The sequence below is a fragment of the Streptomyces sp. NPDC093252 genome (assembly GCF_040683675.1).
Classification (GTDB): Bacteria; Actinomycetota; Actinomycetes; order Streptomycetales; family Streptomycetaceae; genus Streptomyces.
Genome location: NZ_JBFBEM010000021.1, coordinates 21,929 through 35,242 on the forward strand (window position 1 = coordinate 21,929; position 13,314 = coordinate 35,242).

A 13,314-nucleotide genomic window follows, 5' to 3' on the forward strand; every position below is an offset into this window, starting at 1 on the left:
GAGAGGAGGTGTCGGGACTGGTGCTGGGTGCGGGGCTGGGGGTGTGCGGTGGGGTGGGGTGGGGTCAGGCGCGGAGGCGTAGGCCGCGTGGGGTGGCGATGAAGCCTGCGGCCTCCAGGAGGGGGCCGTAGGGGGATGTGAGGGCCGCGGTGCCGTTGACGCGTTCGACCGTGACCGTGCCCAGGGTGCCCGCTCGGGCGGACGCGGCCAGGGCTTCGGTCGCCTCCAGCAGCCGGGGGTCGTCGGCGGGCGCGGTCCGGGGGTCGGTGGGCCAGGCCAGCAGGGTCTTGCCGCCGCGCTCCATGTACAGCGCCAGTTCGCCGTCCACCAGGACGACCAGCGAACCCGCCTTCCGGCCCGGTTTGTGTCCGGCGCCGGTCGGTGGCTCCGGCCAGGGCAGGGCGGCACCGTAGGCGTTCGCCGGGTCGGCGGCGGCCAGCACGACCGCTCGGGAGGCGGGCGCTCTTCGCGGACCCCGGGATCCGCCGGTCGCGTACGCCGAGCGAGGGCCGTTCAGCCAGGGGGCGGGGTCCTGCGGGGGGTGGTCGCGCGGGGAGATGTACTCGCCGGGGGTGGGGCGGTGGACGGGCAAGTCCTGGAAGTCGGCGGGGGGCGGTGGGGGAATGTGGTTGTCCGGGGACTCGGGGGCGGTCCGGCCGGGGCCGGAGGGGGTGTCGAAGGCTGTCGTCCAGTCGGTGCCGGTGCCGGTGCCGGTGTCGGTGCCGGTGTCGGTGGGGGCTGGGGCGGTCCGGTCGCCGTCCGGGGGTGCGAGGGGCTCGCCCCGTTCGCGGGCGTTCGCCATCGCGCGGAGGCGGTCCACGGCGCCGTCCATCGCGAACTGCGCGGCGCCCAGGCCCTCGACCACATAGCCGCGGCGGGCCTGGCCGCTGTCCTCGAACGCGGACAGGATGCGGTACGTCGCCGAGAAGCCGCCCTCGACGCCCTCGGCCGCGACCGCGCCCCGGGTCACCACGCCGTGCCGGTCCAGGAGCGTACGCGCGCGGGCGTGGGCCCGGACCGTGGGGTCGGGCTCGGTGGGCGGGAGGAGGGACCAGCGGCCGGCGACGGTCGGAGGGCCGCTGCGGGAGGCGGGGCGGGCGGCGGCCGTCAGGGAGCCGTACCGGCCGCGCGGGGCGGCGCGTCTGGCGCGGTGGGCGGTGGAGCCCGCGGTGCGGCCCGAGCCGAGGAGGGCGCGCAGCGGGGTCAGGGTGTCGTTGGTGAGCCAGCCGGACCAGGCCAGGTCCCACAGGGCATCGGCGAGCTGCGGGTCGGTGGCGTCGGGGTGGGTGGTGGACCGGACCTCGTCGGCGATCTGGCGGAAGAACAGGCCGAAGCCGCCGGCCAGCGCCCTCAGCACCGACTCGTGCAGTGCCGTCAGCTCCAGCGGGTGCGGCTCGGGCAGCAGCAAGGGGGCGGCATCCGTCAGATACAGGGACACCCAGCCGTCCTTGCCGGGCAGGGAACCGGCGCCCGCCCAGACGATCTCCCCGGCCGCCGTCAGCTCGTCGAGCATGGCCGGGGTGTACTGCGTGACACGGGACGGCAGGATCAGCTTCTCCAGCGCCGACGCCGGTACGGAGACACCCTGGAGCTGCTCGACCGCGCGGATCAGTCCGTCGGCGCCGCGCAGGGCGTGGCCCTTGCCGATGTGCTGCCACTGCGGCAGGAACTGGGCGAGGGCGGCAGGGGGCACCGGCTCCAGCTCCCGGCGCAGCGCGGCCAGGGAGCGGCGGCGCAGCCTGCGCAGTACCGTCGCGTCGCACCACTCCTGGCCGATGCCCGCGGGATGGAACTCGCCCTGGACGACCCTGCCCGCCGCCCCGAGCCGCTGGAGGGCGCCCTCGGTGACGGCCGTGCCCAGCCCGAAGCGGGCCGCCACGGTGGCCGAGGTGAACGGGCCGTGGGCGCGGGCATAGCGGGCGAGGAGGTCGCCGAGGGGGTCCTTCACGGGCTCGGTGAACGCCTCGGGCACCCCCACCGGCAGGGCGGTGCCCAGGGCGTCGCGCAGCCGGCCCGCGTCCTCGATCGCCGCCCAGTGGTCGGCGCCCGCGACCCGCACCCGGATGGCGCGGCGGGCGCGGGCCAGCTCGGGCGCCCACGACGGCTCGGCGCCCCGCTCGGCCAGCTCGGCATCGGTGAGCGGCCCGAGCATCCGCAGCAGATCGGCCACGCCCTCCGTGTCCTTGACCCGGCGGTCCTCGGTACGCCATTGCAGCTCGCGCTCCAGCTCGGCGAGCACCTCGGCGTCGAGCAGTTCGCGCAGCTCCGCCTGGCCCAGCAGCTCCGCCAGCAGCCGGGAGTCCAGCGACAGGGCCGCCGCGCGGCGCTCGGCGAGCGGTGAGTCCCCTTCGTAGAGGAACTGGGCGACGTAGCCGAACAGGAGGGAGCGGGCGAAGGGGGAGGGCTCGGGGGTGGTGACCTCGACGAGGCGGACCCTGCGCGCCTCCAGGTCGCCCATCAGCTCGGTGAGGCCGGGGACGTCGAAGACGTCCTGGAGGCATTCGCGGACCGCCTCCAGGACGATCGGGAAGGAGCCGTACTCGCCCGCGACCTCCAGGAGCTGGGAGGCGCGCTGGCGCTGCTGCCAGAGCGGCGTGCGGCGGCCGGGGTTGCGGCGGGGCAGCAGCAGCGCGCGGGCGGCGCACTCGCGGAAACGGGACGCGAACAGGGCCGAGCCGCCGACCTGGTCGGTGACGACCTGGCCGACCTCGCCCCGGTCGAAGACGACGTCCGCCGCGCCGACCGGGGCCTGTTCGGCGTCGTACTCCGTGCCCGCCTTCCGTGGTTCCTGGTCCAGTAGGTCCAGGCCGAGCAGGTCGGCGTCGGGCAGGCGCAGCACGATGCCGTCGTCGGCGTGCATGACCTGGGCGTCCATGCCGTAGCGCTCGCTGAGCCGGGCACCGAGGGCGAGGGCCCAGGGGGCGTGCACCTGGGCGCCGAAGGGGGAGTGCACCACGACCCGCCAGTCGCCCAGCTCGTCGCGGAAGCGCTCCACCACGATCGTGCGGTCGTCCGGGACATGGCCGCAGGCTTCGCGCTGCTCGTCCAGATACGACAGCACATTGTCCGCCGCCCACGCGTCCAGGCCCGCGGCGACCAGGCGCAGCCGGGCGTCCTCGCGGCTCAGGGAGCCCACCTCGCGCAGGAAGGCGCCCACCGCGCGCCCCAGCTCCAGCGGGCGGCCCAACTGGTCGCCCTTCCAGAACGGCAGCCGACCCGGCACCCCCGGCGCGGGGGAGACCAGGACACGGTCGCGGGTGATGTCCTCGATGCGCCAGGAACTGGTGCCCAGCGTGAACACGTCCCCCACGCGGGACTCGTAGACCATCTCCTCGTCCAGCTCCCCGACCCGGCCACCGCCCTTCTTGGGGTCGGACCCGGCGAGGAACACGCCGAACAGGCCGCGGTCCGGGATGGTGCCCCCGGAGGTCACGGCGAGGCGCTGGGCGCCGGGGCGGCCGGTGACCGTGCCCATCACGCGGTCCCACACCACGCGCGGGCGCAGCTCGGCGAACGCGTCGGAGGGATAGCGGCCCGCCAGCATGTCGAGGACCCCGGTGAACGCCGACTCCGGGAGGGCGGCGAAGGGGGCCGCGCGCCGGACCAGGGCGAGCAGGTCGTCCACCTGCCAGGTGTCCAGGGCCGTCATGGCGACGAGCTGCTGCGCCAGCACGTCCAGCGGGTTCGCGGGCACCCTCAGGGACTCGATGGAGCCCGTGCGCATCCGCTCCGTCACCACCGCCGCCTGCACCAGATCGCCCCGGTACTTCGGGAACACCACGCCCGTGGAGACCGCGCCCACCTGGTGGCCCGCGCGGCCCACCCGCTGGAGGCCGGAGGCCACCGAGGGCGGCGACTCGACCTGGACGACGAGATCCACCGCGCCCATGTCGATGCCCAGCTCAAGACTGGAGGTGGCCACCACCGCGGGCAGCCGCCCCGCCTTGAGGTCCTCCTCCACCAGCGCCCGCTGCTCCTTGGAGACCGAGCCGTGATGGGCGCGCGCGAGGACCGGCGGGGCGCCCTGGGCAGCGCCGGAGCCGCCCATCAGCGCGGCCGGGGAATGGTGCTCGTCCAGGGGCTCGCCGGTGGCCCGCTCGTAGGCGATCTCGTTGAGCCGGTTGCACAGCCGCTCGGCCAGGCGGCGGGAGTTGGCGAAGACGATCGTGGAGCGGTGCGACTGGACCAGGTCCGCGATCCGCTCCTCCACATGCGGCCAGATCGACGGCCGCTCCGCGCCCGCGGAGCCGTCGGCCACCGGTGAGCCGCCCAGTTCGCCGAGGTCCTCGACCGGGACGACGACCGACAGATCGAACTCCTTGCCGGACCGCGGCTGGACGATCTCCACCTTGCGCCGCGGGGACAGGAAGCGGGCCACCTCGTCGACCGGACGGACCGTCGCCGACAGGCCGATGCGCCGGGCCGGCCTCGGCAGCAGCTCGTCCAGCCGCTCCAGGGACAGCGCCAGATGCGCGCCCCGCTTGGTGCCCGCCACCGCGTGCACCTCGTCCAGGATCACCGTCTCCACCCCCGTCAGCGCGTCACGCGCGGCCGAGGTGAGCATCAGGAACAGGGACTCCGGGGTGGTGATCAGGATGTCCGGCGGGCGGGTGGACAGCGCGCGGCGCTCGGCGGCCGGGGTGTCGCCGGAGCGGATGCCGACCCGCACCTCCGGCTCGGGCAGGCCCAGCCGCACGGACTCCTGGCGGATGCCGGTCAGCGGGCTGCGCAGATTGCGCTCCACATCCACGGCCAGCGCCTTCAGCGGGGACACGTACAGCACCCGGCAGCGCTTGCGCGCATCGGCAGGGGGCGGGGCCGACGCCAACTGGTCGAGGGCGGCGAGGAAGGCGGCGAGGGTCTTGCCGGAGCCGGTCGGGGCGACCACCAGCACGTCCGAACCCTCGCCGATGGCCTGCCACGCCCCCGCCTGAGCGGCGGTGGGCGCGGAGAAGGCGCCCGTGAACCAGCCGCGGGTGGCGGGGGAGAAGCCGTCGAGGGCTCGGTGCGCGCTGACCATGCGTCCATCCTGCACCCCGCCACTGACAATCGGGCTGGGGGTGGGTTGAGCTGGGGGAACGGGGGGTGGGGTGGCGTTTTTCGGGTGAGGTGGGGCGGCGGGATGCGGCGGGGGCTTGAGTGGGGCCGGGTGTGGGGTGGGGGAGGGGCTGAGGGATGGCGGGGGAGAGGCTGGGGTTCTGGTGTGTGGGTCGGAGTCCTGGGTCTGGGCTGGGCGGGGTGGCTGGGGACCCGGCGTGGTGGGTCGGTGGTGGTGGGCCGGTCGGTGGGATGGGCGGCCTGGTGGGGCCGGGCGGTGGGGTGGTCATGGTTGCGGTGGGCTGCTGGGGTGGCTGCGGGTCCGGGTGGGCGGGTTGGTGAAGTGGCTGAAACCGGGTGGGCCGCCGGCGTGAGGAAGCGGTCCGGTGGGCGGGTCGGTGGAGCGGCTGCGCCCCGGATGGGGGCTGGCGGTGGAGTGGCTACTGCCTGGTGGGGGAGGGGGCCGAGTGGCTGTCGTCGGTCAGGTCGGACGGCGAGGTGGCTGCTGCCCGGTGGGGGCGGGGTGCTGGACGGCTGCTGTCCGGTGGGGGCGGGTGGGCAGGTGGCGGAGAATGGGGGGATGGCCGGTCGGGACGAGCGAGCACGGCACTGGCGGTACGCGGATCTGCCCGGTGTCGATCTGCTGCGTGCCCGGTACATCCGCAAGACGTTCGTCCGGCACACCCACGAGCACTTCGTGATCGCCGCCATCGCCGACGGGGTGGAGGTCTTCCACCACGGCGGGGCCGATCAGTACGCCGGTGCCGGGGCGCTCGCGCTGGTCAATCCGGACACCCCGCACACCGGGCGGGCCGGAGTGCCCGAGGGCTGGCGGTACGGGGCCGTGTACCCGTCGCCCGAGGTGGTGGCGGAGATAGCGGCGGAGACGACCACCCTGCGCGGTACGCCCGGATTCGTCCGGCCGGTGCTCGACGACCCGTATGCCGTCGCACTGGTGCACCGGGTGCTGCGGGCCGCCGACGAGGGCAACGCGCTGGCCGCCGACACGCTGCTGAGGGTCGCGGTGACCCGGCTGCTGCGGTTGAACGGCGGACCGCTGCCCCAGCGCGAGGTCCGCACGGCAGGGGCCCGGAACGCCGCCCGCGCGCGGGCCGTGCTGGAGGAGCGGATGGCCGATCCGCCGACCCTGGAGCGCCTCGCCGCCGAGCTGGGCACCAGCCCCTTCGCCCTGCTGCGGGCCTTCCGCGACACCTACGGCATGCCGCCGCACGCCTGGCTGACCGACACCCGGGTGCGGCGCGCCCGGCGGCTCCTGGACGCGGGGACGGCACCCGCCGAGGCCGCGACCGCGGTCGGCTTCACCGACCAGCCGCATCTGAACCGGCATTTCGCTCGGATCGTCGGCGTGCCCCCGGGCGCCTACCAGCGCGAGCGCAAGAACGTACAAGACGCCGGTCCGGGGCTGCTCCTATCGTGCGACGCGTGGCAGAACACACCGCTCTCACCGACATACGGGCCGAAGTCCCGCACAAACCCGACCGGGCCGTCGTCCGCGACGCCCTCGGAGTCGGGGTCGCCGTAGGACTGTCCGGGTTCGCCTTCGGAGTGACGTCGGCGGGCAGCGGCCTCACGCTCGCGCAGACCTGTGTGCTCAGTCTGCTGGTGTTCACGGGGGCCTCCCAGTTCGCTCTGGTGGGTGCGCTGGCGGCCGGCGGGAACCCCTTCACGGCCGCCGCGGGGGCGTTCTTCCTCGGCGTGCGCAACGCGTTCTACGGGCTGCGGCTGTCGCAGGTACTGGCCCTCCCGCGCGCGGTGCGGCCGTTCGCCGCCCAGTGGGTCATCGACGAGACCGCGGCCGTCGCCCTCGCCCAGCCCACCCGGCGCGCCGCGCGGATCGGGTTCACCGTCACCGGGCTGACCCTGTACGTGCTGTGGAACCTCACCACCCTGCTCGGCGCGCTCGGCGCCGAGGCCATCGGCGACACCGACGCGTGGGGTCTGGACGCGGCCGGACCCGCCGTCTTCCTGGCGCTGCTCGCGCCGATGCTGCGGTCCACCACCGAGCGGGCCGTGGCCGGGCTCGCGGTCCTCCTGGGCCTGGGCCTGCTCCCGGTGCTGCCCGCGGGTGTGCCGGTCCTGGCGGCGGCGCTCGCGGCACCGGCGGTGCTGTGGGCCGAAGGGCGGCGCAAGGGACCCGGCGGGACCCGCGGGCGGGGCTCCACGGCCACCGCCGACGCGGCGCGGCGGCGGGAGGAGGACCGGTGAACATCTGGATCGCGATCGGTGCGACCGTCGTCGGCTGCTACGCCGTCAAGGTCATCGGGCTGCTCGTCCCCGCGGGCGTGCTGGAACGTCCCCTGGTCAAGCGGCTCGCCGCGCTGCTGCCGGTGGCCCTGCTCGCCGCCCTCACGGCCCAGCAGACCTTCGCCGACGGACAGACGCTGATGCTGGACGCGCGGGCGGCGGGGCTCGCTGCGGCGGCCGTGGCGCTGGTGCTGCGGGCGCCCTTCCTGGTCGTCGTCGCGGCGGCCGTTCTCGTGACGGCCGGGGTACGCGCCCTGGGCGGCTGATGACCCATGCGCGTCCGGGCGACACCGCACCGTGCCCGTACGCCCTGAGGGGAGGGTGCGCAGGGCCTTGATCGTCACCATGGGGCGGGATTCGGGGGTGGGAACGGCGGCCCACTGGGGCCGCTCCGCGGGTCGGCCGTCGTCGTCCTGTTGTGTGGCCGCGAGGAAGTCCAGGGAACGGGTCATCTCGCTGGTCGCGCACAGGCGGCCCAGCCGGTCCCCGGCGGCCTGGGCGCGGGGACGGTCCGGCGTGGACTCCAGGACGGCCGGGAGGGCGGCCTGGATCTCGTACGGATGCGACCGCTCCAGGGTGTCGACGGCCGTCCGGCAGATGTCCGTGGCCCGGAACAGCCACGCCTGCCACACAGCGTTGTGGCGCAGTACGCCGACCACCGGGCCGGTTGTCAGCGGTGTGCCCGGCGGATCCGTCACGACCGGGGTGAACGGGGCCACTGGGGCGGTCGCGCCGGCCGGGGTGGACGACGGGCAGGGCGCCCTCCGGCGTGGAGACGTCCGTCGGGTGGCGGCACAGCGGCTCCACCCGCCGGCCGCCGAAGAGCGGCCGACCGCGTCCAGCGCCCGCAGCGCGTGCGCGGTGTGCGGGGGCTCGCCGACCGGGCCGCGTAGATCCGGCTCCAGGGTGTGGCCGTACCCGCCGTCGGCATGGCGGTGGGCGTCCAACGCGGTCTCGGCGGGATCGGCGTCACCGCCAGGAAGCGGTGGGTGGAGAAACGCTGCTCCGGCACCCGCGCGGTTGGCCGGATGAACTGCCGCGCGCGGGAGCCGGTCCAGCCACATCCACAACCCGCGGGCGACGGGTGCCATAGAACTGCCCCGCGCGGGAGAGCGGGGTGTGCCCCGGGGGGTGCGGGATCGAGCGTGAAGGCTCCGGATGCGGGCATGCGTCCGGCCGTAGGGCGCCCGCTCCGACCGCAGCACCCTCTCCGGCCAGGGCCCCTCCCAGGGGCGGGATACTGAAGTCATGCGGTTGACGGTCTTCTGGGAGCGGATGGCGGAGCATTTCGGCACGGGATACTCCGAAACCTTCGCGCGTGATCACGTGATGTCCGAGCTGGGCGGGCGGACGGTGCACCAGGCGCTGGACTCCGGCTGGGCGGCGAAGGACGTGTGGCGGGTGGTCTGCTTGGTCATGAACGTGCCACAGGAGAAGCGCTGACCGGTCACGAAGATCGCGGGACCGTATCCGATTGTCAGCGGCGTGGGCGAGACTTGCTCCGTGGCACCCACTGACGAGACCGGGCAGACAGCCCCGCACGCATCCACGCCCGGCCCTCCGCCCCCGGCACCGCCCCCCGCCGGGCCGGGCGCCCGCATGCCGCGCTGGCTGCCCCGCGCCATGGTGCTGGCGCTGGCGCTCATCGCCGTGTTCCAGCTCGGAAGCTGGGCCTTCCACGCCCTCACCGGGCTGCTGATCAACATCCTGATCTCGTTCTTCCTGGCCCTCGCCATCGAGCCCGCGGTGAGCTGGATGGCCGCCCGCGGGCTGCGGCGCGGGATGGCCACGGGGCTCGTCTTCCTGGGCGTGATCATCGCCATCGCGGGCTTCGTCACCATGCTCGGCTCCCTGCTCGCCGGGCAGATCATCAAGATGGTCGAGGGCTTCCCCGAGTACCTCGACTCCGTCATCAACTGGATCAACACCCACTTCAACACCGAGCTGAAGCGGGTGGACGTCCAGGAGGGCCTGCTGCGCTCCGACTGGCTGCGCGACTACGTGCAGAACAGCGCCACGGGTGTGCTGGACGTCTCCACCCAGGTCCTCGGCGGTCTGTTCCAGCTTCTGACGGTCACCCTGTTCGCGTTCTACTTCGCCGCCGACGGCCCCCGGCTGCGGCGCGCCATCTGCTCGGTCCTGCCGCCGTCCCGCCAGGCCGAGGTCCTGCGCGCGTGGGAGATCGCCGTCGACAAGACCGGTGGCTACCTCTACTCGCGCGGCCTCATGGCGCTGATCTCCGGCATCGCGCACTACATCCTGCTGGAGGCCCTGAGCGTTCCGTACGCGCCCGTGCTCGCGGTGTGGGTGGGCCTGGTCTCGCAGTTCATCCCCACCATCGGCACCTATCTCGCGGGCGCCCTGCCGATGCTGATCGCCTTCACCGAGGACCCCTGGTACGCGCTCTGGGTGCTGATCTTCGTCGTGGTCTACCAGCAGTTCGAGAACTATGTCCTCCAGCCCAAGCTGACCGCCAGAACCGTCGACATCCACCCCGCCGTCGCCTTCGGCTCGGTGATCGCCGGTACGGCGCTGCTCGGGGCAGTCGGCGCCCTGATCGCCATCCCCGCGGTGGCCACGCTCCAGGCGTTCCTCGGGGCGTATGTGAAGCGGTACGACGTCGCGGACGACGCGCGCGTGCAGGGCCGCCGCAGCCGCCCGCCCCAGGAGAGTCTCTACCGGCGGGGACGGGCGCTGTGGGAGCGGCGGGTGCCCAAGGCGCGGCCCGCCGGGGATGAGCAGGGCGGCCGGGACGGACAGGACTCCGGGGTGGGGCAGGACCGGCGCGGGGAGTCCGGCGCGGGCGGCTGAGCTCGGCGCGGGGCGTCCGGCGTGGGCCGCTTGACCCGGCGCGCGGGCCGTCGCCTCCGTCAGCGGGCGTCGCCGTCGGTGGGCAGCCCCGCCTCGGCGGCCAGGTCGGCGGCCCGGGACCGTTCGTCCGCCAGGGCTTCGCGGTCCGGTTCCGTGAGCTGCACAGCGGCTGCCTCGGTGAGGCGGGCGCGGGCGGTGGCGGGGTCGTCGAGCTGGAGGGCGAGATCGGCGCGGAGCACCAGCGCGCGGTATCGCTCACCCGCGCCGCTCGGTGTCTCCTGGGCCAGCGCGTGGTCGAGGACCCGGGCGCCCTGGGCCGGGTCCCCCTTGGAGACGCCGAGCAGCCAGGCATGGTGCAGCGCGCGGGCGAAGGGCTCCCTCGGGGCCGGGGCGTGCTCCGGGGGTGCGCCGGTGGGCCGGCCGACGCGCAGACAGTTGCCGCCGGGGTCGGTCAGCAGGAACTGGCGGACCCCGTACGAGGTGTCCTTGAGCTGGCCGATGCGCGGGATGCCACGGGTCGGGATCCGCCCGTACGCCTGCTTCAGCGCGGCGCGGAAGGTGTCGTACAGCTCGTCGACGCGGTCCGTGGTGATGTAGCAGGACGACCAGGACTCGGCCGGTACGACCGACTTGTGGCCGTAGAACTGGAGCGCGATGCCGTCGCCGTAGCTGAGCGCGGCGTAGGGGTTGGGGCGGGTCTGGAGCAGATCCACGGTGAAGCCCAGATGCTCGTAGAACTCGACCAGCTCGGGGACGGACGGGCAGGGGAGGATCGGGATCGTCTTCTCGGGCATGGCTGTGACGGTAGGGAGCACGACTGCCGCTAGTCAAGTTTGATTATTGAGGTGGAGGGAGGGGGGAGGGGGAGTGGAGGTGCGTCCGGGGCGCGTGGCGCGCTTGACATGAAAATCGAACATCTATTCTCATGGAAGCTCCGGGCACGGCTTCCGGCGGGTGTTTCGACATGGTTTGGGTGGAGAAGGGCCCGAGTTATCCACAGGTCGGACCCGCGTCACGACGGATTGTCAGTGGCAGGCGATAGCGTTTTTGACGTGAAGCGATCGACACAAGCAAATCGGGTGGAACCCATGGCAGGAACCGACCGCGAGAAGGCGCTGGACGCCGCGCTCGCACAGATTGAACGGCAATTCGGCAAAGGCGCGGTCATGCGCATGGGCGAGCGGTCGAGGGAGCCCATCGAGGTCATCCCGACCGGCTCGACCGCGCTGGACGTGGCCCTTGGCGTCGGCGGACTGCCGCGCGGCCGGGTCGTCGAGATCTACGGACCCGAGTCCTCCGGCAAGACGACCCTGACCCTGCACGCGGTGGCGAACGCGCAGAAGGCCGGCGGCCAGGTCGCCTTCGTGGACGCGGAGCACGCCCTCGACCCCGAGTACGCGCAGAAGCTCGGCGTCGACATCGACAACCTGATCCTCTCCCAGCCGGACAACGGCGAGCAGGCGCTGGAGATCGTGGACATGCTGGTCCGCTCCGGCGCGCTCGACCTGATCGTCATCGACTCCGTCGCCGCGCTCGTGCCGCGCGCGGAGATCGAGGGCGAGATGGGCGACAGCCACGTCGGCCTCCAGGCCCGGCTGATGAGCCAGGCCCTGCGGAAGATCACCAGCGCGCTCAACCAGTCCAAGACGACCGCGATCTTCATCAACCAGCTCCGCGAGAAGATCGGCGTGATGTTCGGCTCGCCGGAGACCACGACCGGTGGCCGGGCGCTGAAGTTCTACGCCTCGGTGCGTATCGACATCCGTCGTATCGAGACCCTCAAGGACGGCACGGACGCGGTCGGCAACCGCACCCGCTGCAAGGTCGTCAAGAACAAGGTGGCGCCGCCCTTCAAGCAGGCCGAGTTCGACATCCTCTACGGCCAGGGCATCAGCCGCGAGGGCGGTCTGATCGACATGGGCGTGGAGCACGGCTTCGTGCGCAAGGCCGGCGCCTGGTACACGTACGAGGGCGACCAGCTCGGCCAGGGCAAGGAGAACGCGCGCAACTTCCTGAAGGACAACCCCGACCTGGCCAACGAGATCGAGAAGAAGATCAAGGTGAAGCTGGGCGTCGGCGTACGGCCCGAGGAGCCCGCGTCCGAGCCGAGCGTGGATGCCGCGGCCACCGCCGCCGCCCCCGCCGAGGACGCCAAGACGGTTCCGGCACCGGCGAGCAAGGCAGCCAAGACCAAGGCCCCGGCTGCCAAGAGCTGATCCGGTGACACGGCGAACCGACTGGGCCGAGTACGCCGAACCCGGCCGTTCCGGTCACCTCGGTCATCTCGGCCCCCTTGATCACCTCGACCCGCCCGGCGGCTCCGCCGCGCCGGACGGTGGTGAGCGGGTCGGCGCCCCTTTCGGGGGCGGCACGGACGGCGGTCGCCCCGGCGGCGACCGAAGAGCAGGCGGTGACGGCGGGACACGCGGTGGGCGTGGGCGCCGTCGGCGCGGCTCCGGAGAGCCGTCCGGCACGGACGAAGGCTCGCCCTCCTCGTCGAGGGCCGAGAAGGGGGAGCCTTCAGGGGACCCGGCTGAGCGGGCGCGGGCGATCTGCCTGCGCCTGCTCACCGGGACCCCGCGCACCCGCAAGCAGCTCGCCGACGCCCTGCGCAAGCGGGAGATCCCGGACGAGGTGGCCGACGAGGTGCTGTCGCGGTTCGAGGAGGTCGGACTGATCGACGACAGCGCGTTCGCGGACGCCTGGGTGGAGTCCCGGCACCACGGCCGGGGCCTCGCCCGCCGCGCCCTCGCCCGGGAGCTGCGGACCAAGGGGGTCGAGTCCGCGTTGATCGACGCGGCGGTCGGTCAGCTCGACGCCGAACAGGAAGAGACGACCGCGCGCGAACTGGTCGCCCGCAAGCTCCGGGCGACCCGGGGACTCGATCGGGACAAGCGGCTGCGCCGGCTGGCGGGGATGCTCGCGCGCAAGGGGTACCCGGAGGGGCTGGCCCTGAGAGTGGTCCGGCAGGCGCTGGAGCAGGAGGGGGAGGAGAGCGAGTTCTGGGAGGGGGAGGGAGGAGGAGAAGGGGAGGGGTACTGAGGGCGGGGGATCAGGGCGGGCACATCAGGCACGGCCCTGGCGAACTCCACTCCCGGGGGCGCCGAGGGGACGGGGCAGGCGGGGCCGCTGGTCGGGCCCTGAGCACGGTGGGCGCGCGGGGGCGTCGATCGCGCTCAGGGCCGGGGCGGCGAGGAGCCG

9 protein-coding genes and 1 pseudogene are annotated in these 13,314 nt (G+C 73.8%); 7 read left to right on the plus strand and 3 right to left on the minus strand.

Going from position 1 to position 13,314, the window contains the following annotated elements:
- Positions 1-64 precede the first annotated feature (64 nt).
- Positions 65-5,020, minus strand: a complete 4,956-nt coding sequence (locus tag AB0O01_RS33535; RefSeq protein ID WP_365319443.1) for an ATP-dependent helicase — start codon at positions 5,018-5,020, stop codon at positions 65-67.
- A gap of 597 nt (positions 5,021-5,617) precedes the next feature.
- Between AB0O01_RS33535 and AB0O01_RS33540 the strand changes: the two genes are divergently transcribed.
- From AB0O01_RS33540 to AB0O01_RS33550, 3 genes are read left to right on the plus strand one after another with little or no spacing between them, the layout of a single operon-like run.
- Positions 5,618-6,580 (plus strand): AraC family transcriptional regulator, encoded by a 963-nt coding sequence (locus AB0O01_RS33540; RefSeq protein WP_365319445.1) that lies wholly within the window; start codon positions 5,618-5,620, stop codon positions 6,578-6,580.
- A complete protein-coding gene (locus AB0O01_RS33545; protein ID WP_365319447.1) occupies positions 6,481-7,263 on the plus strand; it encodes an AzlC family ABC transporter permease in 783 nt (260 codons plus the stop codon). The genes AB0O01_RS33540 and AB0O01_RS33545 overlap by 100 nt, the downstream gene beginning before the upstream one ends.
- The gene (locus AB0O01_RS33550; RefSeq protein ID WP_365319449.1) at positions 7,260-7,568 is read left to right on the plus strand and encodes an AzlD domain-containing protein; all 309 of its coding nucleotides are present in this window, start codon (positions 7,260-7,262) and stop codon (positions 7,566-7,568) included. The genes AB0O01_RS33545 and AB0O01_RS33550 overlap by 4 nt, the downstream gene beginning before the upstream one ends.
- A 51-nt stretch (positions 7,569-7,619) precedes the next feature.
- On the opposite strand, the pseudogene AB0O01_RS33555 reads toward AB0O01_RS33550, so the two are convergent.
- A pseudogene (locus AB0O01_RS33555) lies at positions 7,620-8,470 on the minus strand (hypothetical protein); the annotation flags it as partial.
- Positions 8,471-8,550: 80 nt separating this feature from the next.
- Here AB0O01_RS33555 and AB0O01_RS33560 point away from each other — a divergent pair.
- Together AB0O01_RS33560 and AB0O01_RS33565 are read left to right on the plus strand one after the other, a co-directional pair.
- Positions 8,551-8,745 carry a DUF3046 domain-containing protein gene (locus tag AB0O01_RS33560; protein ID WP_365319451.1) on the plus strand — a complete coding sequence of 65 codons (195 nt, stop codon included), beginning with the start codon at positions 8,551-8,553 and terminating at the stop codon, positions 8,743-8,745.
- A 60-nt stretch (positions 8,746-8,805) separates the two neighbouring features.
- Positions 8,806-10,113: an AI-2E family transporter gene (locus AB0O01_RS33565; protein WP_365319453.1), complete on the plus strand. Its 1,308-nt coding sequence runs from the start codon at positions 8,806-8,808 to the stop codon at positions 10,111-10,113.
- Positions 10,114-10,172: 59 nt separating this feature from the next.
- Here the strand turns inward: AB0O01_RS33565 and AB0O01_RS33570 are convergent, their stop codons facing one another.
- Positions 10,173-10,907 (minus strand): VOC family protein, encoded by a 735-nt coding sequence (locus tag AB0O01_RS33570; RefSeq protein ID WP_365319455.1) that lies wholly within the window; start codon positions 10,905-10,907, stop codon positions 10,173-10,175.
- A gap of 294 nt (positions 10,908-11,201) precedes the next feature.
- Here AB0O01_RS33570 and recA point away from each other — a divergent pair, with 294 nt between their 5' ends.
- Both recA and recX read left to right on the plus strand, forming a co-directional pair.
- Positions 11,202-12,329, plus strand: a complete 1,128-nt coding sequence (gene recA, locus AB0O01_RS33575; RefSeq protein WP_365319456.1) for a recombinase RecA — start codon at positions 11,202-11,204, stop codon at positions 12,327-12,329.
- Positions 12,330-12,333: 4 nt separating this feature from the next.
- Positions 12,334-13,155 (plus strand): recombination regulator RecX, encoded by an 822-nt coding sequence (gene recX, locus AB0O01_RS33580; RefSeq protein WP_365319458.1) that lies wholly within the window; start codon positions 12,334-12,336, stop codon positions 13,153-13,155.
- Positions 13,156-13,314: the final 159 nt, after the last annotated feature.